This window comes from Devosia sp. P3_B2 (assembly GCF_056402875.1).
The window spans coordinates 187,226-213,088 of sequence record NZ_JBFUGO010000010.1; the positions used below are offsets into that span (position 1 = coordinate 187,226).

25 protein-coding genes and 1 pseudogene are annotated in these 25,863 nt (G+C 65.5%); 14 read left to right on the forward strand and 12 right to left on the reverse strand.

The features are described from left to right. The first annotated feature begins 92 nt into the window (after positions 1–92). The 3 genes from AC1DV8_RS15920 (at position 93) to AC1DV8_RS15930 (ending at position 1,613) form a co-directional block, all read left to right on the forward strand. The gene (locus AC1DV8_RS15920) at positions 93–506 is read left to right on the forward strand and encodes a hypothetical protein (RefSeq protein WP_477158127.1); all 414 of its coding nucleotides are present in this window, start codon (positions 93–95) and stop codon (positions 504–506) included. Between the two features lie 64 nt (positions 507–570). Beyond that, complete coding sequence (locus AC1DV8_RS15925) at positions 571–1,146, forward strand: SOS response-associated peptidase (RefSeq protein ID WP_477158128.1); 576 nt, start codon at positions 571–573, stop codon at positions 1,144–1,146. Next, positions 1,143–1,613: an NUDIX hydrolase gene (locus AC1DV8_RS15930; RefSeq protein ID WP_477158129.1), complete on the forward strand. Its 471-nt coding sequence runs from the start codon at positions 1,143–1,145 to the stop codon at positions 1,611–1,613. The genes AC1DV8_RS15925 and AC1DV8_RS15930 overlap by 4 nt, the downstream gene beginning before the upstream one ends. Here AC1DV8_RS15930 and AC1DV8_RS15935 read toward each other — a convergent pair. After that, on the reverse strand, positions 1,610–2,854 hold the full coding sequence (locus tag AC1DV8_RS15935; RefSeq protein WP_477158130.1) for an NAD(P)/FAD-dependent oxidoreductase: 1,245 nt from the start codon (positions 2,852–2,854) through the stop codon (positions 1,610–1,612). The genes AC1DV8_RS15930 and AC1DV8_RS15935 overlap by 4 nt on opposite strands. 65 nt (positions 2,855–2,919) lie before the next feature. After that, on the reverse strand, positions 2,920–3,393 hold the full coding sequence (locus AC1DV8_RS15940) for an Lrp/AsnC family transcriptional regulator (RefSeq protein ID WP_477149224.1): 474 nt from the start codon (positions 3,391–3,393) through the stop codon (positions 2,920–2,922). A gap of 117 nt (positions 3,394–3,510) precedes the next feature. Between AC1DV8_RS15940 and AC1DV8_RS15945 the strand changes: the two genes are divergently transcribed. The 7 genes from AC1DV8_RS15945 to AC1DV8_RS15975 all read left to right on the forward strand — a co-directional run bounded on the left by AC1DV8_RS15945 (position 3,511) and on the right by AC1DV8_RS15975 (position 13,354). Beyond that, a complete protein-coding gene (locus AC1DV8_RS15945; RefSeq protein WP_477158131.1) occupies positions 3,511–5,784 on the forward strand; it encodes a transketolase in 2,274 nt (757 codons plus the stop codon). Positions 5,785–6,058: 274 nt separating this feature from the next. Next, positions 6,059–7,669 carry a peptide ABC transporter substrate-binding protein gene (locus tag AC1DV8_RS15950; RefSeq protein WP_477158132.1) on the forward strand — a complete coding sequence of 537 codons (1,611 nt, stop codon included), beginning with the start codon at positions 6,059–6,061 and terminating at the stop codon, positions 7,667–7,669. A gap of 64 nt (positions 7,670–7,733) precedes the next feature. Next, positions 7,734–9,500, forward strand: coding sequence for an ABC transporter ATP-binding protein (locus AC1DV8_RS15955; protein ID WP_477149221.1), 1,767 nt, complete (start codon positions 7,734–7,736; stop codon positions 9,498–9,500). An 11-nt stretch (positions 9,501–9,511) separates the two neighbouring features. Then, positions 9,512–10,444: an ABC transporter permease gene (locus AC1DV8_RS15960; protein ID WP_477149220.1), complete on the forward strand. Its 933-nt coding sequence runs from the start codon at positions 9,512–9,514 to the stop codon at positions 10,442–10,444. Next, on the forward strand, positions 10,441–11,343 hold the full coding sequence (locus AC1DV8_RS15965) for an ABC transporter permease (protein ID WP_477158133.1): 903 nt from the start codon (positions 10,441–10,443) through the stop codon (positions 11,341–11,343). Before AC1DV8_RS15960 ends, AC1DV8_RS15965 begins: the two co-directional genes overlap by 4 nt. Before the next feature lies 1 nt (position 11,344). Next, positions 11,345–12,550, forward strand: coding sequence for an aminotransferase class V-fold PLP-dependent enzyme (locus tag AC1DV8_RS15970; RefSeq protein WP_477158134.1), 1,206 nt, complete (start codon positions 11,345–11,347; stop codon positions 12,548–12,550). A gap of 60 nt (positions 12,551–12,610) precedes the next feature. Next, complete coding sequence (locus AC1DV8_RS15975; protein ID WP_477149217.1) at positions 12,611–13,354, forward strand: FadR/GntR family transcriptional regulator; 744 nt, start codon at positions 12,611–12,613, stop codon at positions 13,352–13,354. Between the two features lie 3 nt (positions 13,355–13,357). On the opposite strand, the gene AC1DV8_RS15980 is transcribed toward AC1DV8_RS15975, so the two are convergent. Together AC1DV8_RS15980 and AC1DV8_RS15985 are read right to left on the reverse strand one after the other, a co-directional pair. Continuing rightward, entirely contained in the window at positions 13,358–13,867 is a 510-nt protein-coding gene (locus AC1DV8_RS15980; protein ID WP_477149216.1) for an HPP family protein, read from the reverse strand. Positions 13,868–13,995: 128 nt separating this feature from the next. Then, a pseudogene (locus AC1DV8_RS15985) lies at positions 13,996–14,454 on the reverse strand (YaiI/YqxD family protein). Between the two features lie 81 nt (positions 14,455–14,535). Between AC1DV8_RS15985 and AC1DV8_RS15990 the strand changes: the two are divergent. Continuing rightward, complete coding sequence (locus tag AC1DV8_RS15990; RefSeq protein WP_477158135.1) at positions 14,536–14,970, forward strand: hypothetical protein; 435 nt, start codon at positions 14,536–14,538, stop codon at positions 14,968–14,970. Position 14,971: 1 nt separating this feature from the next. On the opposite strand, the gene AC1DV8_RS15995 is transcribed toward AC1DV8_RS15990, so the two are convergent. Then, a complete protein-coding gene (locus AC1DV8_RS15995; RefSeq protein ID WP_477149213.1) occupies positions 14,972–15,346 on the reverse strand; it encodes a VOC family protein in 375 nt (124 codons plus the stop codon). 164 nt (positions 15,347–15,510) lie between these two features. Here AC1DV8_RS15995 and AC1DV8_RS16000 point away from each other — a divergent pair, with 164 nt between their 5' ends. Together AC1DV8_RS16000 and AC1DV8_RS16005 are read left to right on the forward strand one after the other, a co-directional pair. Next, positions 15,511–16,488, forward strand: a complete 978-nt coding sequence (locus AC1DV8_RS16000) for a calcium-binding protein (RefSeq protein ID WP_477158136.1) — start codon at positions 15,511–15,513, stop codon at positions 16,486–16,488. Further along, complete coding sequence (locus AC1DV8_RS16005) at positions 16,485–16,937, forward strand: L-2-amino-thiazoline-4-carboxylic acid hydrolase (protein WP_477149211.1); 453 nt, start codon at positions 16,485–16,487, stop codon at positions 16,935–16,937. Before AC1DV8_RS16000 ends, AC1DV8_RS16005 begins: the two co-directional genes overlap by 4 nt. Here AC1DV8_RS16005 and AC1DV8_RS16010 read toward each other — a convergent pair. Continuing rightward, complete coding sequence (locus AC1DV8_RS16010) at positions 16,934–17,938, reverse strand: P1 family peptidase (protein ID WP_477158137.1); 1,005 nt, start codon at positions 17,936–17,938, stop codon at positions 16,934–16,936. The two genes, AC1DV8_RS16005 and AC1DV8_RS16010, sit on opposite strands and share 4 nt — an antisense overlap. A 15-nt stretch (positions 17,939–17,953) precedes the next feature. Further along, positions 17,954–19,249, reverse strand: a complete 1,296-nt coding sequence (locus AC1DV8_RS16015; protein ID WP_477158138.1) for a tetratricopeptide repeat protein — start codon at positions 19,247–19,249, stop codon at positions 17,954–17,956. A 120-nt stretch (positions 19,250–19,369) separates the two neighbouring features. Between AC1DV8_RS16015 and AC1DV8_RS16020 the strand changes: the two genes are divergently transcribed. Beyond that, complete coding sequence (locus AC1DV8_RS16020) at positions 19,370–20,146, forward strand: alpha/beta fold hydrolase (protein WP_477158139.1); 777 nt, start codon at positions 19,370–19,372, stop codon at positions 20,144–20,146. On the opposite strand, the gene AC1DV8_RS16025 is transcribed toward AC1DV8_RS16020, so the two are convergent. From AC1DV8_RS16025 to AC1DV8_RS16045, 5 genes are read right to left on the reverse strand one after another with little or no spacing between them, the layout of a single operon-like run. After that, positions 20,143–20,883 carry an SDR family oxidoreductase gene (locus tag AC1DV8_RS16025; RefSeq protein WP_477149207.1) on the reverse strand — a complete coding sequence of 247 codons (741 nt, stop codon included), beginning with the start codon at positions 20,881–20,883 and terminating at the stop codon, positions 20,143–20,145. The two genes, AC1DV8_RS16020 and AC1DV8_RS16025, sit on opposite strands and share 4 nt — an antisense overlap. Positions 20,884–20,887: 4 nt before the next feature. Continuing rightward, on the reverse strand, positions 20,888–22,342 hold the full coding sequence (locus AC1DV8_RS16030) for an aldehyde dehydrogenase family protein (protein WP_477158140.1): 1,455 nt from the start codon (positions 22,340–22,342) through the stop codon (positions 20,888–20,890). Between the two features lie 44 nt (positions 22,343–22,386). After that, positions 22,387–24,006: an ABC transporter ATP-binding protein gene (locus tag AC1DV8_RS16035; protein WP_477158141.1), complete on the reverse strand. Its 1,620-nt coding sequence runs from the start codon at positions 24,004–24,006 to the stop codon at positions 22,387–22,389. Continuing rightward, on the reverse strand, positions 24,006–24,872 hold the full coding sequence (locus AC1DV8_RS16040; RefSeq protein ID WP_477149204.1) for an ABC transporter permease: 867 nt from the start codon (positions 24,870–24,872) through the stop codon (positions 24,006–24,008). Before AC1DV8_RS16040 ends, AC1DV8_RS16035 begins: the two co-directional genes overlap by 1 nt. Then, positions 24,869–25,816, reverse strand: coding sequence for an ABC transporter permease (locus AC1DV8_RS16045; protein ID WP_477158142.1), 948 nt, complete (start codon positions 25,814–25,816; stop codon positions 24,869–24,871). Before AC1DV8_RS16045 ends, AC1DV8_RS16040 begins: the two co-directional genes overlap by 4 nt. Between the last annotated feature and the right edge of the window lie 47 nt (positions 25,817–25,863).

The following is a 25,863-nucleotide window of genomic DNA, read 5'->3' on the forward strand; positions in this document are numbered from 1 at the left end:
TGTTCATTGTCACCGAACTGCAGTCATACTGTCATCGCAGCGTCACACAACTGAGTCCGCCGCAGCGCGGTGGCTCGCAGGAGACCACGCGAATGGCTTGGACGCACCGCCGTCGGGTACCCCTCCTCTCAGCGCTGGTGCTGCTCGCCGGCATCGCGGCTCCAACAGCCACCATGGCCGCGCCGCCCCTCGCCGGCACCACCCATACGTTCCGCGACCCAGTGTTCCGCGGCACCATCTTCTGCGACACGCTTGACGAAGTGTGGGCGATCGCCACGGCCGATGCGCCCGATGACATCTACGCCAACTATTTCCTCACCACGAACGACCGCGACGAGCCGCTCTGCATGGCCATCGCCCCTACCGCAAAGGTGGTCGACGTCGTGCCGGTCGGCGTCATGATCCGCAACGGCGAGCACTACAACGCCTGGGCCATCGAGACCGAGGTCGGAGGTGTCACCGCCTTCGCGCTCTATCTGGAGCACTTCGAGTACACGAGCGCCTGACCTAACCGCCCGGCCCTGCTCGAAAAGTTCGACCAGTCAGCAATTTCCAAGCTAAGCTCGGCGCATGTGCAACGACTACGAACAGCACGTCAGCCACGCCCAGTATCTCGAAGCGGTTCGGGCCCTCGAGCTCGAGACCGCGGGCATTGCCGCCGAGCTGCCGCAGGCCGATGACATCCGCATCGGTGATACGGGGCCGGTGCTCCGTGCTGCCGGCAACGGCGTCGAGATCGTCTCGATGCGCTTCGGTTGGCCGCCACCGCGACCCAAGGCGGCGCCGGTGTTCAACTTCAAATCCGACGGGCGGCATTTCGACAAGTCGAAGCGCTGCCTCATTATCCTGTCGGGCTTCTTCGAATTCACCGGCAGCAAATCCCCCAAGACCAAGCACCGGTTCAGCCTGAAGGGTTCGCCGGTCATGGGGATCGCCGGGCTGTGGTCGGAAGACAGCGATGGCGCGCTGAGCTTCACCATGCTCACCACAGAGCCCGGTCCGGATATCGCCCCGATCCACGATCGCCAGGTCTGCGTTATCCTGCCCGAGGACTGGGCGCACTGGCTGTTCCTCACCAAGCCCGAGGAGGAGCTGCTGAAGCCGCTTCCCGCCGGCACGCTCGAGGTGGTGACGGTGCGGCCGTGACCCGGCCACCGGAACGCTCAGCGGGCATCCTGCTACATCGTCCCGGCACCGGCGGCCGCGAGGTCCTGCTGGTTCATCCAGGCGGTCCGTTCTGGGCGAACAAGGACGAAGCCGCCTGGTCCATCCCCAAGGGCGTCTGCGATCCCGGCGAAGACGTCATCACTGCGGCTCGCCGTGAGTTTGCCGAGGAGGTCGGCAGTGTACCCGATGGTCCGCTCGTGCCGCTCGGCGAGTTCCGTCAGTCCAGCGGCAAGCTGGTCATCGCCTTTGCCCTCGAGGCCGATTTCGACCCGAGCACGCTGGTTTCCAACAGCTTCGAGATGGAATGGCCTCCGCATTCGGGCCGGCGGCAGAGTTTCCCTGAAGTCGACCGGGCCGAATGGATGGGGCTCGAGCCAGCACGTCATCGCCTGCACAAAGGGCAGCGGCAGATCATCGATGCACTGGAACGCTCGCTCGCCAGCTAGAGGAAGCGCTTCGCCGAGAATGCGCTCGGATCGATGAACGGCACCTCGCCCGTCACCATCTCCGCGATCAGTCGCCCGGTCACCGGCCCCAATGTGATGCCATGGTGAGCGTGCCCGAAGGCGAACCAAAGGCCGCGATGGCGCGGCGCCGGCCCGATGATCGGCATCATGTCAGGCGTCGCCGGTCGCGCACCGCGCCAGGGTTCTGCGTCGATGCGCTGTCCCAAACCGGGGAACAACTGGCGAGCAAATGGCTCGTCGCGGTCGATCTGCACCGGGGTGGACGGTGCGTCGCGCAGGGCGAACTCCGCGCCGCTGGTCAACCTTATGCCGCGGACCATCGGCGTCAGCAGGTAGCCGTAACTGGCGTCGAACACCCAATTGGTCAGCGGCCGCGCGTCGGGCTGGCCGTAGTGCATGTGGTAGCCGCGCTTGAACCCGAGCGGCAGGTTATAGCCGAGCCGTTCCGTGAGGTCGCCGGCCCATGGCCCGAGTGCGATCACGGCCTCCCTTGCCTCGAGCACGCCGTCGGCAACCGGCAGACGCCAGCCCGCGCCATGCTGCTCCAGTTGCATCGCGTCGCCGGTGACCATGACGCCACCCAGCGACTCGAACAGTTCGCGGTATTTCACCACCAATCCGCCCGGATCGCGGATGCTCCACGGGTCCGTCCAGTGTAGCGCACCTGTCAGCGGCACGCCCAGCCCCGGCTCAAGCCGGTGCATCTCGGCGCCTGTGAGCACAGCGCTGCCGATGCCGAAGCGCCGCACGGCTTCCGCCTTGCGATAGGCCTCGTCGCGCTTCGCGGTGTCACGGAAGAGCTGATACCAACCCTTCTTCTGGATCAGGTCACCGGCCCCTGCCCGCTCGATCAGCGGCGCGTGCTCGCTGATCGAATGGGCGATCAGCGGGGCGTAGGTCTCCACGACGCGACGATAGTGGTCGGGACGGGAATGCCACCAGTACTGGCCGAGGAACGGCGCTATCCGCGGCAGTGCGCTCAGGTGGTAGTGCATGTCCGTGCGGTTGTTCAGCCCGTAGCGGAACAGGTCGCCCAGTCCCTGCGGGAAGGCGTGGGGCATCACCCCCTCGCGCTGGATCAGGCCGGCATTGCCGTAGGAGGTTTCCTCGCCGGCTCCACGCCGATCGACCAGCACGGTCGCCCTGCCCCGCATCTGCAGGTGCAGCGCGACGCTGACGCCCACGATACCCGCGCCCAGAACGATGCTATCGGCCTGCATGACTCAACCCGGAAAGTCTCTCTTGGCGGACAGCTTTAGCGGTGTTCGCGGCCGCCGTAACTGCGTCAGATGGGCAGTACGCGGGAGTATTTCACCTGCCCGAGCGAGAAGCTCGATTCAATCGAGCTGACACCCGCGACCTGGGTCAGCTTTTCGCGCAGGAATGCCTCGTAGGCGGCGAGATCGGCGCAGACGACGCGGAGCAGGAAATCGAACTGGCCGGTCATCAGGTAGCACTCCATCACCTCGGGCCAACCGGCGATCGCCTCGCCGAAGCGGTCCAGTTCCTCGGCGCGCTGGCGCTCCAGCTTGATCGAAATGAACACCGATACCGGCAGGCCAACCGCCTTCTGGTCGATCACGGCGCTGTAAGCCGCGATGATCCCCGCATCCTCCATCTGGCGAATCCGCCGCAGACAGGGAGAAGCGGAGAGCCCCACCCGGTCGGCGATCGCCTGGATGGTCATCCGTCCGTCTTCCTGCAATGCGCGGAGGATACGGCGGTCGATGGCCGTCAGGTCGGATTTGGCAGAATTCACCACTCTTGTCGGCATTTCGTGCAAAAACCTGCGCAACTCGGTGACAGAGCAGTCACAATAGGCGGGAAACACCCCAAAGCCTAGTGCACCGTTAATGTCAGACATTTGGGAGGGGATATGTCGTCGACGGAGCGGATCGCCCTGATTGAGGCGCTGGCTGGCAAGGCTCTGTGGTTGTCCAACTGGATGATCCACCACGCCAACCATCTGCGGGCCAATCCGGACGGGGTGAAGGTTGGCGGCCACCAGGCCTCCTCCGCGTCGATGACGGCGATCCTCTCCGCTCTCTACTTCGGCATCCTCAAGCCTGAGGACCGCGTGGCGGTGAAGCCGCATGCGGCGCCGGTGTTCCACGCGATCCAGTACCTGTTCGGCAAGCAGAGCCTCGATAAGCTCAAGGCCTTTCGCGGCTACGGCGGGGCGCAGTCGTATCCATCGCGCACCAAGGACACCGACGACGTCGATATCTCCACCGGTTCGGTTGGCCTCGGCGTCGCCTTCACAGCCTTCGCCTCGATGATCCAGGACTATGTGCGCGCCAAGCCGTGGGCGAAGAAGCGCGCCGAGGGCCGGATGATCGCCCTGGTCGGCGACGCCGAGCTCGACGAGGGCAATGTCTACGAGTGCTTGCTCGAGGGCTGGAAGCACAGCCTTCGCAACACCTGGTGGATCATCGACTACAACCGCCAGAGCCTCGACGGCGTAGTGCGCGAGGGTCTTTACGACCGGATCGAGGCGATCTTCCGCGCCTTCGAGTGGAACGTCGTGACGCTGAAATACGGCGCCAAGCAGCGCCGCGCCTTTGCCGAGCCGGGCGGCGAGCGGCTGCGCGAATGGATCGACGCCTGCCCCAACGCGCTTTACTCCGCGCTGATGTTCCGTGGCGGCGCGGCCTGGCGCGAACGGCTGACCGACGAGATCGGCGACCAGGGCGCGGTCACCGCCCTGCTCGAGCGCCGGACCGATGCCGAGCTGGCCGACTTGATGGCCAATCTCGGTGGCCACTGCATCGAGAGCCTGCTCGAGCAGTTCGAGACCCAGACCACCGACAAGCCAACGGTGTTCATCGCCTATACGGTCAAGGGCTGGGGCACCCCGCTCGCCGGTCATAAGGATAATCACGCCGGGCAGATGACCGGTGCCCAGATCGAGAGCCTCAAGGCCTCGATGGGGGTTCGCGAGGGGCACGAGTGGGAGCGCTTCGAGGGGCTCAAGCAGTCCGAACGCGAGCTGCAGGCCTTCCTCGAAGCCGTTCCATTCAACACCACACAGTCTCGACGGCTTTCATCCCCCGCCGTCGCGGCGCTGGGGCCGCAATTCGTCTCGCCCGACGTTACGGTCTCAACCAACCTCGGCACCTGGGTCAACCGCCGGCACCTGTTCGCCAACCGCGAAATGGCCGACATCTTCCAGAAGGAGCGGATCCCGAGCGCGCAAAAGTGGCAATTCACGCCCGATGGCCAGCATATCGAGCTGGGCATCGCCGAGATGAACCTGTTCCTGCTGCTCGGTGCCGCCGGCCTCAGCCATTCGCTGTTCGGCGAGCGGCTTCTGCCGGTGGGCGCGCTCTACGACCCGTTCATTGCCCGCGGCCTCGATGCGCTGAACTATGCCTGCTACCAGGACGCCAGGTTCCTGCTGGTCGCGACCCCCTCCGGGGTGTCGCTTGCCGGCGAAGGTGGCGCGCACCAATCCGTCGGCACGCCGCTAATCGGCATGGCCCAGGATGGGCTGGCCTCGTTCGAACCGGCCTTTGCCGATGAGCTATCTGTCATCATCGACTGGGGCTTCGATTACATGCAGCGCGACGGCAGCGACCGGGCGGATCTCGCCGACTGGCCGCGCGACGTCTCCGGCGGATCGGTCTACCTGCGGCTCTCCACCCGCTCGATCGAGCAGCCGCCCCGCGAAGTCACGCCGCAGCTGGCCAGCGACATCATTCGCGGCGGCTACTGGCTGGTGCCGCCGACCCCGAGTTGCGAAGTGATCATCGCCTACCAGGGCGTCCTCGCCAGCGAGGCGATTGCCGCGGCCGGCACCGTCGGCGGCGACCGGCGCAACGTGGCGGTGTTGGCCGTTACCTCCGCCGATCGGCTCAATGCCGGCTGGCACGCGGCGCAGCGTGCCCGCCTCCACGGCGACCTCTCGGCCACCTGCCACATCGAGACGCTCCTGGCCGATGCGCCCGACACGGCGGCACTCGTCACCGCCATCGACGGCCACCCGGCAACGCTCGGCTGGCTCGGAAGCGTCAGGGGGCATCGCGCCATCACTCTGGGCGTCGAGCACTTCGGCCAGACCGGCACGGTGACCGATCTCTACCGCCATTTCGGCATCGACGCGGCCGCCATTGCCAACGCGGCGCAGAGCCTCTTCGGAGGGCGGCGATGACCGGAGATCGCTCAAGTTTTCGGCAGTCGCGCACTGGGCGCGAGAGTTGTCCACGAATCCCTGACATTCGCCTTGCCAAGCCAATCCGGAGTTGTCAGACATATGTCATACGGCAGATTTCGAGGGGAAATCGATCTGCCCAAGACCGGTTGCCGGGTGAGGCGTCTATACCCGGCCGCCGCGCATGCCACCCCCGAGCGGAGCAGCCATCATGCACCGCTTCGTCCGGGGCACAGGGGACGTCAAATCGGCTCTGCAACAAGGAGGGAGCTATATGAACGCGTTGCTGAAATTTGTCGGCGCGCTGGCGCTCGCTGCGGGATTGACCGCGGCACCAGCGCTGGCCCAGACAAAGCTCACGGTGCCAGGCGGTTCTACAACCGGCACCTACATGGACTACATGAAGACGGTTTATGCACGCGCATCGGGCTCCGAGCTCCTGCAGGTGCCGCTCACCAGCTTCGACAACGAGTACCAGCTCACCCCGCTCGCGGCCGAAAGCTGGACCCAGTCGGAAGATGGCCTCACCTGGACCTTCAAGCTGCGTGACGGGCTCGTCTGGAGCGATGGGCAGCCGCTGACGGCCGGCGACTACGTCTTCGCCCTGCAGCACGCTGCCACCAGCGGCTATGATTTCGCCTGGTACTGGGACTTCGCCGGCGGCATCAAGAACTGGAAGGAAGTCACCGAAGGCAAGGCCGGTCCCGAGACCCTCGGCCTCAAGGCCGTCGACGACAAGACCCTCGAGATCACCTCGACCGCATCCAAACCCTACATGCCGAGTGTGGTCAGCCTCTGGTATCCGGTGCCCAAGCATCAGTTCGACAAGTTCGGCGATGACTGGTCCACCGCCGTCGAGAACGTCGTTTCCTCCGGCCCGTTCAAGCTGCAAGCCTGGGAGAAGTCGAACAACTCGGTGACGCTCGTGAAGAACGAGACCTACACCGGCCCATGGCCGGCCGAGGTCGATGAACTCACGATCGACCCCTCGCTCGGCGCCCCCGAAGTCGGCATGCCGGCCTTCCTCGCCGGCGATGTAGGCTACACGTGGCTCAACGCCGGTCAGATCCCGGTGGTGAAGCAGCGCTTCCCCGACGCGATCCGTACCAACACCGTGTTCGCGACCTCGTACCTTGCGTTCGACCTCGAGAAGGCGCCGTTCGACAATGTCGACGTGCGCCGCGCCCTCTACTACGCCGTCAATCGCGACGAGCTGACCCAGACGGTACTCAAGGACATCGCTATCCCGGCGCATTCGATCCTCGCGCCCGGCTATCCTGGGTACAGCGAGAAGATCGCGGCTGAGGCCGTGTTCGACCCGCAGAAGGCCAAGGACCTGCTTGCCAAGGCCGGTTATCCGAACGGCGAAGGCTTCCCGACCATCGAGGTCTGGTTCCGCGAGGAAGGCGGCTATAACGGCGCCATCCTGCCCCCGATGGCCCAGTACCTGCAGGCCCAGTTCAAGGACATCCTCGGGATCACCATGAATATCAAGGTGATGCCGGGCAAGGACTGGATGGAAGGCATGCTGGCGCGCAAGAACAACATCTACCTGGCGCCCTACGAGTACGACTATCTCGATCCGTCGAACTTCTACGGCCTGTTCTACAATGGCGGCCGCCACAGCTACCACGTGCCTGAATACGACAAGCTCGTCGCTGAAGCCGACAAGGCTCCCAAGTGGGAAGACCGCGTGGCGCTCTACGAGCAGGCCGAGCAGGTGATGATCGACCAGGGCCTGATCGTGCCGCTGGTGCATCCGATCATCATGGCCGCGGTCAGTGAGGACATCTCGGGTGCGGGCGTCTCGCCCAACTCGAAGGGCTTCACCCCGCTCGATCGTATCGGCAACTTCCTCTACTCGCACATCTCGGTAAAGCAGTAGTCGAACCAACCTCGTGTCCCCCGGCCGACGCCGGGGGACACCCTCCCAAGGGCCAGGGCAGCGCATGACACTCGTCGATATCAAGGGCCTCAAGGTCAGTTTCGCCCAGCATGGCGGCACAATCGAAGCCGTCCGCGGCGTCAGCCTGCACGTGAACGAGGGCGAGAGCCTCGGCATCGTCGGCGAATCCGGCTCGGGAAAGTCCGTGACCTGCATGGCGCTGATGCGCTTGCTGCCTCCGACGGCCAAGGTCACCGCCGACAGCATGATCCTCGACGACGTCAACGTCGTCGACGCCGACAAGCGCACAATGGCAAGCGTCCGTGGGCGGTCCGCCGCGATGATCTTCCAGGACCCGATGACGGCGTTCGATCCGGTGTTCACCATCGGGCACCAGATCGTCGAGACCATCCGCACGCACCGCAGAACCAGCAAGCGCGAGGCGCTCGCCGAGGCTGAGCAGCTCCTGCGCCGCGTTGAGATCCTCAACGCCAAGGAGGTTCTCGCCTACTACCCCCACCAGCTTTCCGGCGGCATGCTGCAGCGCGCGATGATCGCGATGGCGCTGTCCTGCCGGCCCAAGGTGCTGATTGCCGATGAGCCGACTACGGCGCTCGACGTCACCATCCAGGCGCAGATCCTCCAGCTCATCAAGCAGTTGCAAGCCGAGTTCGGCATGGCGCTGATCATGATCACCCATGACCTCGGCGTCATCGCCGAGACGGTCGATCGGGTCGTCGTCATGTATGGCGGCCGGGTGATGGAAGAAGGCCCGGTGCAGCAGATCTTCGATGCACCCACCCATAGCTACACTCAGCAACTGCTCGCCAGCCTGACCGCGGGGTCGACCAAGCAAGCCGCCCGCGACGAGCCGCCAGTCGCGCCCGCGCTCGAACTACGCGACCTCAGCAAGGTCTACAAACTCCGCCGCCAGGGCCGGATCTTTGCGACCTACTCCGATCACCACGCGGTGCGCGAAGTCAGCCTGACGCTGCCGCGCAACAAGATCGTTGGCCTCGTCGGCGAGTCCGGCTCGGGCAAGAGCACCACCGGCATGATGGCGATGCGGCTGATCGAACCGACCAACGGCCGCATCTTCGTGGATGGCTCGGATATCAGCACGCTCGACACGGCTGCTCTCAAATCCTTCCGCCGCCGCATGCAGGTGGTCTTCCAGGACAGCTACTCAGCGCTCGATCCGATGATGACCCTCACCGAGATCATCACCGAACCGCTGCACATCCATGGCCTGATGAACCAGCGGCAACGTGACGACCTGGCGCTGGAGTGGCTGGAGAAGGTCGGTCTCGATAAGAGCTTCGGGCTTCGCTACCCGCACGAGTTGTCGGGCGGGCAGCGCCAGCGCGTCGCCATTGCCCGCGCTCTTGTTCTCGGCCCGTCTGTGCTCGTCGCGGATGAGCCCACCTCCGCGCTCGATGTCTCGGTGAAGGCCCAGATCATCGGCCTGCTCAAGAACCTGCAGCGCGAGATGGGCCTGTCGATGCTGTTCATCAGTCACGACCTCAGCGTCGTGCGTTCGCTCACCGACACGGTCGTCGTCATGTATCGCGGCCGCGTCGTCGAACAGGCGCCCACCGGCGCGCTCTTCGCCGACCCGCGGCATCCGTACACGCGCGCCCTGCTCGATGCGATCCCGGCCACCAATCCGCGCAACCGCCGGCAGCGCACGTTCCTCAAGGCCGCCGACATCGAGGCCGCCGTGCCACGGCTCGCTGCAGCCTCCCTCGCCGAAGCCGCCACCCCCGGCAGCACCCCGCAACTCGTGAGCATCGCTCCCGGCCACCTGGTCGAAGCGATCGTCACCAATTAGGGAGCGCGAGCATGGCCCTCTACATCCTCCGACGGCTCGTCTCGATTGCCTTCACCTTCTTCGTGGTGTCGGTCATCGTGTTCCTGATGATGCACGCCGTCCCCGGCGGCCCCTTTGACGGCAACGATATGCCGGTTTCCAAGGCCGTCCGCGACACGTTGATGGCCAAGCTCGGCCTCGATCAGCCGTTATGGGTGCAGTACGTCAACTACATGAAGGGGGTGCTGACCTTCGATTTCGGCTACCCGTACCAAGCCCCCGGCGAAACCGTGATCAGCCTCCTCGCCGACGCCTGGCCCCCTAGCCTTTTGCTCGGCGGTCTCGGGGTCCTCATCGGCGCACCCCTTGGCATCCTCCTCGGCATGGCCGCAGCCCTCAATCGCAACACCTGGATCGACTATTTCGCCTCGGCGCTAGCGACGCTCGGCCTCACCATTCCGGTGTTCGTCATCTCGATGCTGCTGATCCTCGTCTTCGCAGTCTGGTTCAACTGGCTGCCCGCCAGCGGCTGGGGCAAACCCGAACGCTGGATCCTCCCCATCATCGCCTATGCCGCGATCCCGGTGGCGACCTATGCCCGCTACACACGCTCCGCGATGCTCGACAACCTGAACCGGCCGTTCGTCACGGCGCTCCGCGCCAAGGGGCTCAGCGAGAACCGCGTGATCTTCCAGCATGTTCTGCGCAACTCGGCCATTCCGATGGTGGCGGTGTTCCTTCCCATGTTCATCGGCACCGCCACCGGCTCGATCTTCGTCGAGGCGATGTTCCGCGTTCCCGGCCTCGGCTCCTACTTCGTGTCTTCCATTGAGAACCGCGACTATCCCCTTGAAATGGCATTGGTGCTCATGGTGACCGTCGCCTTCTGCTTCGCCTACCTCATCAGCGACATTGCCTATGCCTGGCTCAACCCACGCATCCGTTTCGGGAACCAGCCGCGATGAGCACCAATATCGACGTCGCCGCCGAACTGGCCGTACCGGCAACCGCCAAGCAGCGCAGCCCCGCCTATTTCGCCCTGCGCCGGTTCCTCGCCAACAAGGCGGCGGTTGCCGGCGGCATCGTACTCGTCATCTTGATCCTCGCCGCGATCATTGCGCCGCTCTTCACCAAGACGGATCCGTCTGCTCAGGCCTTCCTCACCCAGTCCCTCGCCTTCCCGTCCGCCGAGTTCTGGTTCGGGGTCGACGACCTCGGCCGCGATTTCTTCACCCGGATCGTCTACGGCGCCCGCGTTTCGCTCACCATCGGGTTCGCGGCGGCCACGTTCAGCGTCGTCATCGGGATCCCGCTCGGTGCGCTCGCCGGCTATTTCGGCGGCAGGACCGACTGGGTGATCATGCGTATCATCGAACTCTTCTCGGTGGTTCCATCGCTGCTCGCCGCCATGCTGCTGGGGGCGCTCACCGGCGGGGGCTTTCTCACCATCATCACCATTGCGGCTCTGTTCGGCTGGGTGAACGTCTGCCTGCTGGTTCGGGCGCAGGTGAAATCCCTGCGCGAGAAGGAGTTCATCCGGGCAGCCCAGGCGCTCGGGGCGTCGCCTTGGTACGTCATCCGCCGACACCTGATCCCCAACGCGATCTCCCCGATCATCGTCGGCTTCGTGCTGGCCATTCCGCTCGCCATGATGCTCGAGGCCTCCCTGAGCTTCCTTGGCATCGGCGTGCCGCCGCCGACTCCCAGCTGGGGGCAGATGATCAACGTCGGCATGAATTTCATGTTCTTCTACTGGCACATGGCCGTCTTCCCGACGGCGGCCCTGGCCATCACCGTGCTCGCCACGACGCTATTCGGCGACGGCTTGCGCGATGCACTCGATCCCACACTGAAAGGGCGCTGACTTGTCCTCCAATCTCGCGCGGCACTTCCTCCTTCGGGACGATGTCGTCTTTCTCAATCACGGCTCGTTCGGCGCCTGCCCGCGTCCGGTGTTCGAGACCTATCAGGGGTGGCAGCTCGAGCTCGAGCGTCAGCCGGTGGCCTTCCTCGGCCGCGAGTTGACGGAGCGGATGCGTGTCCCCCGCGTCGCGCTGTCGGCCTTTCTCGGTACGACCTCGGAGAACATCGTCGGCCTCGTCAATGCCACCGAGGGTCTCAATATCGTCGCCCAGTCGCTCGACCTCAAGGAGGGCGACGAGATCCTGACGACCGACCACGAATACTCTGCGCTGGAAAAGACCTGGGCCTATGTGGCTCGACGGACCGGAGCGAAGATCGTCACGGTCAAGGTGCCGATGCCCTTCGTCTCCGAGGCGGCGTTCACCGACACGCTGCTGGCGGCGATGACCGATCGAACCAAGGTGCTGTTCCTCAGCCACATCACTTCGCCAACCGCACTGGTGTTCCCGATCGAACGGCCGATCGCCGAGGCGCGCAAGCGCGGCATCTGGACCGTGATCGACGGCGCTCACACCCCCGGCCACATCCCGCTGAACCTCGACGCGATGGGCGTCGATTTCTACTCGGGCAACTGCCACAAATGGCTGATGACGCCGAAGGGCTCGGCCTTCCTCTACGTGCGGCCGGAACTGCAGGGCATGATCAACCCGCTGGTGATCAGCCACGGCTGGACCGCGGACTCAAAGCAACCCGACGCCAAGGGTGCCTTCGGCAACTCGCCGTTCATCGACGAGCTTGAAATGCAGGGCACCCGCGACCCGGCGGCCTGGCTGACTGTCCCGGCCGCTATCGAGTTCCGTAGGGACCACGACTGGACCAGCGTCGCCGCCGATTGCCGGGTGCTGGCGCAGGACACCGCCCGCCGGCTACAGGCGCTGACCGGCCTTGCGCCGCTCAGCACGCCGGAATTCTGCGCGCCGCAGATGGTGGCAATGCCGATCCCGGACACCGATACGGTGGAACTCGCCAAGCAGTTGATGGCGCGCTACTCGATAGAAATCCCGGTTTTCAAGTGGCAGGACCACTCGATCGTCCGGGTTTCGGTGCAGGGATACAACTCGAAAGCGCAGATGGACATTCTGATCGAGGCACTGACAGACCTGCTGGATTTGCAGGGGAAGCCGGAGCTGGCGCGTCAGCATGGCTGACAAATCCGCCGAACTGTGATGGTGGTGCCGGCGCGGCCATTTGGGCCGGGAGGAACAGGCGTGGCACAGGACGGAGCACTGAGCTACCTCGAACCGCTGGAGACGCGGACCCGCGGCGTTGCCGTGCTGGATGCGCTTGCCGACATGATCGAGCGCGCCGGGCTGAAGATCGGCGACCGCCTGCCGCCGGAAATTTCGCTCGCCACGACACTCGGGGTTGGACGCTCCACTATTCGCGAGGCCCTGAACCGCTGGGAGGGCCTCGGCATCATTCGCCGCCGACGTGGTGACGGCACTTATCTCGCCGCGAAGGTGCAGACCTCCCGCGGCCTAGTGCCGACGATGATCCGGCTCGAAGGCGAGGCTCTGATCCGCCTGATCGAGGTTCGCCGTGCTCTGGAAAACGACGTCGTCCGCAAGGCGACGATCAATGCGACCGACGCGCAGCGCGCCGAGATCTCACGGCTATGCGACGTGCTGCTCGTCGAAGTTGCCGCCCGCCGCAACTGGCACAAGGCCGACGCGGCGTTCCACGGCGCCATCTACGAAGCGTCGGGCAACCCGATGTTCGGCGAGATCCTGCACAAGCTCGACGATGCCCTCGAGCGCTCGAATGAATCGCCGTTTGGGCGTGACGACTTCGGCCTCGCCTCGTTCCCGCCGCACCGGGACCTCGCCGATGCAATCGTCGCCGGGGACCCCGATGCGGCGGCGGCTGCCATCCATGTGGTGCTCGATTTTGTCGCCGGCGAGATCCGCGACATCATCACCATCGGCCTGCCCATCGAGGCCGCCAAGAACTAGGTCTCAGGTAGGCCGGCTGGGCGGGCGCGGATAGGTGATCCGCGGCGGCAGGCGATGGTGCACTAGCGCCACGCCGATCAGGCATGCCGCACCCGCTGTCACCACCAGGAACAGCATCTCGATCGGCATGTGCGTCGAGAAGGCCACCAGCGGCACTGCGCCGGCCGGCGGATGCGTCACTCGCAACAGCAGCATCGCCGCGATCACCAGACCGACGGCGATCGTTGCCACCCACCACGCCGCCGGCGCCAAGGTCAGCATGGCGACACTGATCGCAGCCGCCACCAGGTAGCCGCCGAAGATGTTGGCGGGCTGGGCCAATGGGCTCTCGGCCTGCCCGAACAGCAGCACCGCCGTCGCACCAAACGGCGCCAGCAGCATCGGCAGCCCGGTCCAGGCGGCCAGCCCGCCAACCAGCGTCATCGCCACCACGGCGCCGGTGCCCGATTTCAGATGCGACAACGTCTGGCCGCGCGGCTCGTGCCGGTGGATGAAATCAAGAAGGCGGCTCAAGGGAGATACTCAGGCAGGAAAACGGTGCACGTTTGAAGCGCAGTTTGCTGCCTATTTCAAGAGCATACAGCTTAAACTTCAGGCGGTCCGACGAATGTCTATCTTCAGTTGTGCTGATGACGCGACGCTCACCCCTGCCGCTTGGCGCGCTGCACGGCGGCGTCGAACTCATGGAGGAAGTTCGAGCGGTCCCTGGCGGTGAAGCCGGCATTGTAGCCCTTGCTCTCACCAGTCTCGCGCAGGTGCTGGTTCAGTTCGCGCATCGCCAGCGCCATGCCGATCTAGTGCTCGGTGAACGGCTTGCCGGTCGGTCCGAGGACGATCGCGCCCTTCTTCAGCGCCCGGCTCGCCAGCGGAATGTCCGATGTCACGACGAGATCATCGGCTCCCGCATGCTCGACGATCCAGTCATCGGCCGCGTCAGCACCCTGCGGCACCATCACGTTGCGGATCATCGGATCGCGCGACGGCCGCAGCCCGAAATTGGCGACGAACGTCGTCACCATGCCGTGCCGCTCAGCTACGCGCAGCACCTCGTCCTTTACAGGACAGGCGTCGGCATCCACAAAGATCTGCGGCATGGCCAAACTTGATCACTCCGCTGCACAATCGCGCCGCAATGACGGCGCACCCATGCCACGACAATAGCAATGACACCGGATTCGCCGATGCGCCTTTTGCCGCTCTCCCTGCTCATCATCCTGCCACTGCTCGCCGCCTGCGACAGTAATACGCCCAAGGCCCCCGGCGCCGATGCGCCGGCAGCGGTTACGCCTGCCAAGGCTCCGGCCACCGGCAAGACGCCGGCAACTGCCGCCGCCACCGCCAAGCTGCCGCCTGGCGCTCGTCCGCTGATCGGCAGCTGGGCCGCGGATGCCTCCGGTTGCGCCGATACCGCAGCGCTCACAGTCGTTTCCGCCACCAGCTACGCCGTGGGTGGCAAGAGCTGCGATATCGCGCTCGCCGACAACAAGGACGGCACGTTCAGCGCCACCTGCGGCAAGCAGGACCTGAAGCTGACGCCGATTTTCGGGCCGACCGGCGAAGGTATCCGGGTGGCCGCCGGCGACAAATCGAGCACCGTGTTCCGCTGTTCGAAATAGCCTACATGCCCTGAACGAAGCCGAGAATGTTGCCCTCGGAGTCCTTGGCCCAGGCGTTCTTCACCGGGCCGAAGGTTGCGATGCCATTCTCGGTTTTGAGGTCCGGCAGGTCGTAGTCGAGGAACGACACGCCCTTTCCGCGCATCGCCTGCATGTCGCCGGTGAGGTCGGTGGTGTCGAACGAGAGCAGCGTGTGCTCTGCCGTGCCGGCGTAGTCCGACTTGTAGAGGTAGGCGTTGACGCCGTGCAGCGCGAAGTTGGCGCCATACTCGTCCTGCTTGTCAGGTTTCAGCCCGAGCTTGTCGGCATACCAGGCGACGGCACGCTGCACGTCCTTGGCTGGCAGCATGGCGGTAGCGTTGCGGTTGGCAAACATCAGGTATTCCTCCGTTTTGGAAATCGTGGCTCAACGCGGTAGCGGCGCCAGAGTTTCCCTCCGTCCCGCGGCCGCCCAGTTTGCCTCGAACTTTATCGGCCCACTGGACGCCACCGCTCGATTGCTCTCAGATGCCCTTGGGATCAGGTAGGTGGGAGCTTATCGTGACAACAGCAAGCGGCATCCTCTTCGACTACACGCAGACCTACCGTCAGGTGGTAGCCGTCCCGACAACAGTTGCCGCAAGCGACGCGATCTTCTTTTTCGAGCCGCACGGCCATTTCCCGATCACCGATCTCGGCGAGTTCACGCTGGACGCTTCGCTGCAGGTGAGCATTGAGGGCTACGACCTCGGCACGCTCTACAACTTCAACCCGGCCGATGACCTGTTCGACGATCCCAATGCCGATAGCGACGTCCCGGGCCGGCACGTCGCGGTCATTCCACAGGATGTCTGGGCCGCCATCATCGCCGATGGAGTGGTCGAGATCGACTACCGGCTCGGCCTCGATTCCGACCGCTCCAGCCCCGCCGACTACATGCTGGCCGAGTTCGTATGGAACCCGGGCAGCATCAGCCATCACGGCACGGCGGCAAACGACATCGTCAACGGCAGCAACGCGCCGGGCAAGCTTTGGGGCGATGCCGGGAACGACTACGTCGTCGGCGGTTACTGGGACGACAAGGCCTGGGGCGGCGACGGCGACGACAAGATCTACGGCGGGTCGGGAGACGACAAACTCTGGGGTGGCGCCGGCGACGACAGCGTACTCTACGGCGAAGCGGGCGACGACCGCATCTGGGGCGAAGCTGGCAATGACGTGCTCTACGGCGGCAATGGGCACGACAAGCTCTGGGGCGGCGACGGCAACGACACGCTCGATGGCGGTGTCCACGACGATCAGCTGTGGGGCGGCGCTGGTGCGGATAGTTTTGTGTTCGCGGCCTCCGCGGGCCACGACAAGATCTACGATTTCGAGCAGGGCGTCGATCGCATCGACCTCACCCAGCTCGCCGACGTCGATTTCTCCGACCTCGCCATCCGCGAAGCCAATGGCTCCACCGTCATCAGTGTCGACGACATCAGCATCACACTCAGCGGCTTCACCGGCGTCACCGTGGACGATTTCCGCTTCGCATGACCCCATTCGAGCGCATCACCACGGAGGTTCGGGCCCAGATTCCGCTGGTCCGCGCCATGGAGGCCGCGCTCGGCAAGGAACGGGCGCACGCGCTGGTCCGCGAGGCCCTCGACAAGGCCAACCGCGCCATCGTCGCGCAGCGCGGCTCCCTGCTCGATATCCCGACGCTGTCCGCGGAGTTCGCCGGCTTCGGCGAGGGCGTGCGCTACGAGTTCGAAACCCTGGAGCAGACCGACACCCTGCTGCGCAACCAGGTCAACCACTGCGACTATGCCGAGTTCATGGAGCAGATCGGCGCCCGCGACCTCGGCGAGCTCTTGATCTGCAACGGCGATTTCGCCATGGCCGACGAGCTGGGGCTGAAGCTCGAGCGAACGAAGACCTGTATGAACGGCGATGGCATGTGCAACTTCTGCTACCACGTCAAAACGCAGCAACCCGCAGCCTAGCTACCCCACTTCTCGCGCCACGTCGGCACTGGATCACCAGGCGCTGGCGCGGCGAGGTAGATCGCCCGGGCCATCGCGCGACTGAGGCAAACGGCTGCCGCATGGCCCAGTTGCAACACGTTCAGCACCGGCGTGGTCACCGGACGCGCACCGGTCGAAACCGAGAAGATCAGGTCGCCATCCACCTGCGTGTGCGCCGGGCTCGCCCCACGGGCAATGCCGTCCTGTGCCGCCACCGCGAGGCGCTTCAGCTGCGCCTTGGTAAGATCAGCATCGGTGGCGACGATGGCGATGGTGGTGTTGGAGATCGGCGTCACCCAGTCACGCTTGGAGCGCGCCGTCTGCTCGAACGGCATCGACGCCGTCAGCGGCCCAAGGCCACCGAACTCGCCATCCGCCTCGAACGGCGCCGCCCAGAAATGCCTGCTGTCGCCCATTGTGACGCTGCCGGTGGGGTTCGCCACGACCAATGCACCGACGGTGAAGCCACCCGGGATCACCAGCGAGGCCGAGCCGAGCCCACCTTTGAGGTTAGCCGTCAGGGCCCCAACACCCGCGCCGGCAGTGCCAAGCGCGAAGTCCTCTGCGGCGTTGCGCAGCGCCGCCAGACCCAGGGCCCGGTACGGGTTCTCGTCCCAGTCCTTGTCGCCATTGTTGAGCAGGTCGAAGATGATGGCGCCCGGGACGATCGGGATCGTCGCCCGCTCCACCTTGAAGCCGCGGCCCATTTTCCTGAGCCCGTCACTTACCCCCGAAGCCGCATCGAGCCCGAAGGCCGAGCCACCCGACAACACCAGCGCATCGATCTCCTCGACCAGCTTGTCCGGCGCCAGGAGCTCCGTCTCACGCGACCCGGGCGAGCCGCCCATTACATCGACCGAAGCGCGGAACGGCTTGTCCGCCACAAGCACGGTAGTGCCGGTCTTGATCTTGTGGTCTTCGGAATTGCCGACGCGCAGGCCAGCGACGTCGGTGATCAGGTTGCGCGGTCCGGGTTTCATCCGGGCTCCTTCGTCTCAGGCGGCCGCTCCCAGCCGCTCGTTCACCAGCGCCAGCGCCCGGTTAACCGGCACTCCGTCCGGGTCCCAGGTGCGGCGCATCTCCAGCATCTGCTGGGCAATCGCCCAATTGCCGAGTTTCAGATGCGCATCGAGCAGCAGTTGTCCGAAAAGGTCGCGCTGGGCGTGGCTGCCGCCGATCTCAGTCATCCGCGGATTCGCCACCGAAAGCCACTTGGCGGCTGCGGCATGGTCGCCGCGGGCGTGGGCGAGGACGCCGCGCGCCGCTGGCAGCGCCACTTCCTGCCAGACCACGCGATCGAACGCAGCGGAGGTGGCCGCCTTCTCCTCCACCGCCCGCATCAACTCATCGGCCTCGGCACGCTCGGCCCGTCCCAGCCCGTAGAGGTATTGCAGCGTCAGGAACGGCTGGATGGTGTCCCGCCCCCTGCCCTTCATGTGATCAGCCACATCCTCCCAGCGGCCACCGACATCCATGCCAGCGACTTCCATCCGCGCCAGCAGCGACACCGCCCCAACCTGATCCTGCGAGTAATCCGGCTCGATGCCCCAGACGTGGTTGTCATAGGCGTCGAACACCGCGGCGTTGTCGCCTTGGCTGATGTGGAACAGCGCCTTGTGCCACCAATTGTGGGTGTACATGAACGAGTTGAGATCGACCCAGGTCTGCTGCGCCTCGGCAAGGAACTGCACGCCCTCCTCGACCCGCCCGGTGCCCAGCATCACATGCGCCAGGGCATGCTGCGCCCACGGCTCCTTGGTCTTCAGCTTCAGCGCCAGGCGCGCCTCGCGCTCGGCAGTCTCGAGGTCGTGCAACTGCTCGTAGCCGAAGGCCAGCATGCCGTGTATGTGCGGGTTCTCGGCATTCGCCGCCTCGGCCACCCGGGCGATGCGCAGCATGTTCGCCGCGTCGCCACGGTTGAAGCTGAAATACTGATGCAGCTTCACCGAGGCGAGGTCGCGCGGATAGCGCGCCACGATCTCGTCGCCGATCGCCTGCACGCCGGGGATGTCGTCGGCGATCCAGCGCTCGAGCTGCGCGATCAGCATCCGCTCCCGCTCGTTTGCCCCTTCTGCCGACGCCTGCGCCCGCGCAAGATACTTCGACGCCACTCTCTTGGCGCCCTCGGCCTCGAGGAACATCCAGGTGAACCCGGCATAAGTGTTGGCCAGCACGGCATCTGGCTCACCATCTGCGGCGGCGATGATGTTGCCGGCCTTCTTCTCGTAGCCGAGGAAGCCGGTCACGAAATCGTCGATCCCCTGGAGCGTCGCGGTACTCGCGCGGCTCACTTCATTTCCGAGGGCATCCTGTGCCATGTTCGTACTAACCATTTGTCCAACCGGTCAAATATAGACCTCGCGCCGAGCCTGTCCACGCCGGTCGCTAGCAAAAACAGTCGAGATTGCCACGTGCCGCAATTCCAGAACGGCCCCGCCTCCGTGCACTACGAAATCCTCAGCGAGGGCAAGCCGCTGCTGCTGATCGCCGGCACCGCCAGCGACAGCGCCAGTTGGGGTCCGCTGCTGCCGCTGTTGCCCGGCCGACAGCTGATCCTCATCGACAATCGCGGCTCCGGCCAGACTCGCGTCGAAGGACCGATCGAAATCGCGGAGATGGTTGCCGATTGCGCGGCGCTGCTCGATCACCTCGGTCTTGATCGGGTCGACGTGGTCGGTCACTCGCTCGGCGGCTTCCTCGGCCTCGCCCTCGCGGCGCTTCATCCAACACGGGTGAGCCGCCTCGTAACGCTGGGCGCCGGCACAATCAGCCCCAAGGCCCGCGTGCTGTTCCACGATCTGTCTCGGCTCTACTTCACCGAACGGCCAGCCGACTGGTTCCGTCTGCTCTACCAATGGCTGTTCTCGACGCCGTTCTTCGCCGACGAGGCGAATGTCGCAGCGGCAGCGGCGGCCTCCACTGTTTACGCCCACCGGCAGTCGCCCGGCGACTTCGCGCGGCAGGTGGTGGCGCTCGATCGTGGCATGATCGTCGACCTCTCGACCATCACCTGCGAGGTGCTGGCTCTCTCCGGCGATCTGGACCTGCTGGCCCCGTTCGGCGCCGTCGAGGAACTGCACGGCAAGGTGCCACGCTTCACCCACGAGCCCATCGCCAACGCCGCCCATTCGCTGCACTGGGAGGCGCCGGCATCCGTTGCCCGCGAGATCAACGCGTTCCTGCGCTAGATCACGCGCCCGCCATCCACCTCGAGCGCCACGCCGGTGATCATCGAGGCCTCGTCCGAGCAGAGGAAGCAGGCGGCATTGCCCATGTCCTCGGGCGTCGAGAACCGCCCCAACGGAATGGTGGCGAGGAACTTGGCCCGGATTTCCGGCGTGTCCTCTCCCATAAAGGTCTTCAGCAGCGGCGTCTCGCCGGCCACCGGGTTGATAGCGTTCACCCGCACGCCGAACGGCGCCAACTCCACCGCCATCGACTTGGTCGCGGTCACCATCCAGCCCTTCGATGCATTGTACCAGCTGAGCCGGGGCCGCGGGCTCACTGCGGCGGTGGACGCGACATTAAGGATGGCCCCCGTCTTCCGCGCCTTGAAGTGCGGCACGAGGTGGCGCGCCGTCAGGTAGACCGACTTCATGTTCACATTGAACACCCGGTCGAAATCGGCCTCGGAAATCTCGTCCAGCGCTGCCGGCAGGTGCGATACGCCGGCATTGTTGACGAGGATATCGACCTTGCCGAAGGCCATCAGCGCCGCAGCTGCAAGCTGATTGACGCTCGCATCCTTGCTGACGTCGACATGGCCCGCCTTCTGGCCGAGCTCTCGCGCCAGTGCCTCCGCGCCCTCGAGATTGATGTCGGCGATCAGCACCCGCGCACCCTCGGCGGCGAACTTCCGCACGATGCCGGCGCCGAACCCCGATGCGCCGCCCGTAACGATGGCGACCTTGCCCTCTAGTCTCATAAAATCACCCGTGCCATGCGGCTACCGTCTTCAACACCGAGAAGCCGTACAGCGCCTCGAAACCCTTTTCCCGGCCATGACCGGATTTTCCGACGCCGCCGAACGGCAGCTCGACGCCACCGCCCGCGCCGTAGTTGTTCAGGAACACCTGCCCGGTCTTGATGGCCTTGGCCATCCGCATCTGCCGCCCGCCGTCGGCAGTCCAGATACCTGCCACCAGCCCGAAATCCGTGCCATTGGCGATCGCTACCGCCTCGGCTTCGTCCTCGAACGGGATCACCACCTGCACCGGCCCGAAAATCTCGTCCTGCGCCAGCCGGTTGTCCGACGACACGCGCGATAGGAGCGTGGGCGCCAGATAGTGCCCCCCGCTCGGCGCATCGCCGACGATGCTGCCCTGCCCGGCTATTTCGGCCCCGCCCAGATCGCCCAGGAACCCGCCGACGATCTCCTTCTGCCGTTCCGAAACCAGCGGCCCGAGATCGAGATCGGCCACCGCCGGCCCAACCTTCAGAGCGCGATAACGCTCCGCCATCCGGCCCAGCACCTCGTCGTGTATCGACCGCTGCACCAATATCCGCGAACTCGCCGAGCAGGTCTGCCCAGCATTCTGGATACCCGCATTGATCAGGAACGGCAGCGCCCGATCGAGGTCCGCATCAGCGAATACCAACTGCGGCGATTTCCCGCCCAGCTCCAGCGTCACCGGCACCACGTTCTCGGCCGCCGCATGCTGGATCAGCTTCCCCACCCCAACCGAGCCGGTGAACGAAATGTGGTTCACCCCAGGATGCGCCGTAAGCGCCGCGCCAGCTTCCTCGCCCAGGCCCGGCACCACGTTCAGCGCCCCGGCCGGCAGCCCCGCCTCCTCCGCGATCTTGGCGAAGGCAATCGCCGTGAGGCATGCCTCCTCCGCCGGCTTCAGCACCGCGGCATTGCCCATCGCCAGCGCGCCGGTCACCGAGCGGCCGATGATCTGCATCGGGTAGTTCCACGGGATGATATGCGCCGTGACGCCATGCGGCTCGCGCAACGTGTAGACCGTGTAGCCGTCGAGATAGGGAATCGTCTCGCCGTGGATCTTGTCGCAGGCGCCACCGTAGAACTCGAGGTAGCGTGCCAGCGCTACGGCATCAGCCCGCGCCTGCTTCAGTGGCTTGCCGACATCCATGGCCTCGATGCGCGTGAGATCGTCGACCCGCTCCAGCACCGCCCGGCCGATCTTGCTGAGGATACGCCCTCGCTCCGCCGCTGGCGTCCGGCCCCAATCGCCCGCCAGCGCAGCCTTCGCAGCCCCGACCGCCGCATCGACATCAGCGGCCTTGCCGCGCGCGATCTGACCGATGGTCTCGCCCGTCGACGGGTTCTCTATCGGCAGGTAGTCGCCGCCCTGTGGCGCGACCCAGCGGCCGCCGATGAAGCATTTGGTCGGATCGAAGAACAGGTTCAGCTCGGTCATATCAAACTCGACTATCTGCCCGTGGCCGGGCGCTGCTGCCGTGGCTATGCGCCCGCAGCCTCACGCGAGGCAAGAGCCGCCTCGAGGTTCGGCGTCGCGGCCAGCAATTCCTGGGTGTAGGGATGCTTGGGCGCCCGGAACACCTCTTCCGTCGCGCCTTCTTCGACGATCTTGCCCGCGCGCATCACCAGCACCCGGTCGGTGATCGAGCGCACCACGGCAAGATCATGCGAAATGAACAGGTAGCTCAGCTGCAGCCGGTCGGAGAGATCGGCCAGCAGATCAAGGACTTGAGCTCGTACCGAGACGTCCAGCGCAGACACGGCTTCGTCGAGGATGATCAGGCTCGGCTCGATGATCAGCGCGCGTGCGATGGCGATGCGCTGCCGCTGCCCGCCGGAGAACTCGTGCACATACTTCTCGCCGTCGGCAGCCGACAGCCCGACCTCAGTCAGGGCCCGCGCGATCCGCTTGTCACGCTCCGCCCCAGTCGGCGCGGCCGAACCCAGCAGGTGGAACGGCTCGCTCACCAGCCGGTCGACGCGATGGCGTGGATTGAAGCTGCCATAGGGGTCCTGGAACACCACCTGCAGGTGCCGGCGGGTGGCGAAACTTGCACCCCGCTTCGGATCGATCGGCTCACCCGCGATGGCGATGCGCCCGCCTTGCGTCGGCTCCAGCGCCATGATGGCGCGGGCCAGCGTGGACTTGCCGCAGCCGCTCTCGCCCACCAGCCCGACATTCTCGCCCTTCTCGATGCGGAGGCTGACGCCATCGACGGCACGCAGCACCTTGCGCTTCTCGAACAATCCACGCCGCGGCAACGGGTACTCGCGCACCACATCGTCGACCGCCAGCACGGGCGTACCGCCAACGACGACCGGCGGTATGCGCGGCGGCACGTGCGAGGAGGCCTCGAACAGCGCCTTCGAGTAGGGATGCGTGAGGTTGCGGAACAGCTGGACGGTCGACCCCGCCTCCACCACCTCGCCCTGCCGCATTATCGACACCTTGTCGGCGAGGCCGGCGATAACACCAAGGTCATGGGTGATGAACATCAACCCCATGCCGTCCTCGTCGACCAGCTTCTGCAGCAGCTTCAGGATCTGCGCCTGCGTCGTCACGTCCAGCGCCGTGGTCGGCTCATCGGCGATCAGCAGCTTCGGCCGCATCGCGATGGCCATGGCGATCACCACGCGCTGGCGCTGCCCTCCGCTCAATTCATGCGGATAGCGATCGAGCGGGAAACGTGCCGTCGGCAATTCCACCCGCTCCAGCGTCTGCCGCGCCACTTCCAGCGCCTCGCGCCGCCCCAGCCCACCGTGCACCATGGCGGTTTCGGCCACCTGGTCGCCGATGGTCTTGACCGGGTTCAGCGCCGTCATCGGCTCCTGGAACACCATGCCCACGGTGCCGCCGCGGATCTTCCGCATCTCGGCATCGGGCAGCCCGAGCACTTCCCGACCCTCCAGCTTCACCGAGCCGGCGGTCTTCGCGCCCGTGGGCAGCAGTTGCATAACGCTCAGCGCCGTCATCGACTTGCCCGAGCCGCTCTCGCCGATCACCCCGAGGATCTCGCCGGCATCCACCGTGAGATCGATATCCCTCAAGATCGGGAACTTGCCGATCGACAGCTGGAGGTCTTTGACTTCGAGCAGCGCCATCAGCGGTTCCGCCTCAGGCGTGGATCAAAGATATCGCGCAGGCCGTCACCGAGCAGGTTCACGCCCAGCACCATCAGTACGATGGTCAGCCCCGGCACCAGCGCCACATGCGGCGCGAGCGAAATCATGGTCTGGCTGTCCGCCAGCATCTTGCCCCAACTCGGCGTCGGTGGCTGCACGCCCAGGCCGACATAGGCGAGCGCGGCCTCAGCCAGGATGCCGAGCGCGAACTGGATCGTCGCCTGCACCACCAGCGTATTGAGAATGTTGGGCAGGATGTGCTCGAACGATATCCGAGCCGCGCCCTTGCCCGAAACCCGCGCCGCCATGATGAACTCGCGCTGCCACAGGCTCAGCGCTCCAGCCCGCGCCAGCCGCGCGAACACCGGCATGTTGTACAGGCCCACTGCGATGATGGCGTTGATCGCCCCGGGGCCGAACACTGCGGTAATCAGGATGGCGATCAGCAACGCCGGGAAGGCGAACACCAGGTCATTGGCCCGCATCAGCACGTCGTCGAGCAGCGTCCCGCGCTTCGCAGCGGCCCAGAGCCCGATCGGCACACCGATCACCATGGCCACCGTCACCGCGATGAACGCCACGGCGATCGAGGTGCGCGCCCCGACCATAATCATCGAGAAGATGTCGCGGCCGAAATGGTCGGTGCCGAACCAGTGCTCGGCCGAAGGCGGCTTCAGCTTGTTGGGGATGTTCTGGAGCAGATAGTCGTAGGGGGTCCAGACGAACGAGATCAGCGCCGCCAGCACGAAGACCAGCGTGATCGCCGCCCCGATGAGGAAGTTCGGCGAGCGCAGCGCTGCCTTCAGCAGGCTGTCGCGGGCGGCAGCGGCGGCAATGGCGCTCATCGCGTCGCCCTCCTCAGCCGCGGGTCGACCAGCGCATAGGTCACGTCGACGAGGAAGGTGACGAGGATCACCGCGAACACCAGGAGCATCACCACCGACTTCACCACGATCAGGTCGCGCGAGGTGATGCCCTGGAACACCAGCCGCCCGAGGCCGGGCAGGAAGAACACGTTCTCGATGATGATGGCGCCGGCCAAGAGAAACGAAAACTGCAGCCCGATGATAGTCAGGACGGGGATCAGCGCGTTGCGCAGGGCATGCCGCCACAGCGTCTGCCCCCGGCTCAGCCCCTTGGCACGGGCCGAACGGATATAGTCCTCGCCCAGCGTATCGAGCAGCGACGAGCGCATCACCCGCGCCAGGATCGAGGCCTGCGGCAGCGCCAGCGCGATGGCCGGCAGCGTCAGCGCCTTCAGGGCCATCAGCGGATCCTGCCAGCCCGGGAACCCACCAGCCGAGAACCAGCGCAAGGTGATCGAAAACAGCAGCACCAGCAGCATGGCGAACCAGAAGTTCGGCACTGCGAGGCCCACCTGCGTTGCCCCCATGATGCCGACATCGGCCGCCGAGTTGCGCCTGACCGCCGCGAGGATGCCGACCGGAAAAGCAATCAGCGTCGACAGCGCCAGCGCGTAGATCGCCAGCGGCAGCGAGATCCAGATGCGGTCGGCGATCAGCCCGGATACCGGCACCTTGTAGGTGTAACTGACGCCGAAATCGCCATGCAGCAGCCCGAAGATCCAGGTGAAGTAGCGCTCCAGCAGCGGCCCGTCGAGACCGAGCGAAGTGCGCAGCGCCTCCGCCGCTTCAGGCGTGGCGTTCAGCCCGAGCATGAACTGCGCGGGATCGCCCGGCACCACCTCGAGCACGAGGAAGATCACGATGCTGGCCGCGATGAGGCTCAGCACGAGGGAAACGACGCGGCCGAGGATGAACGAGGGCATCAGCGAATGCCCCCGGTCACTTGCTGGCTGCCGGTCTTGTCCCCCAC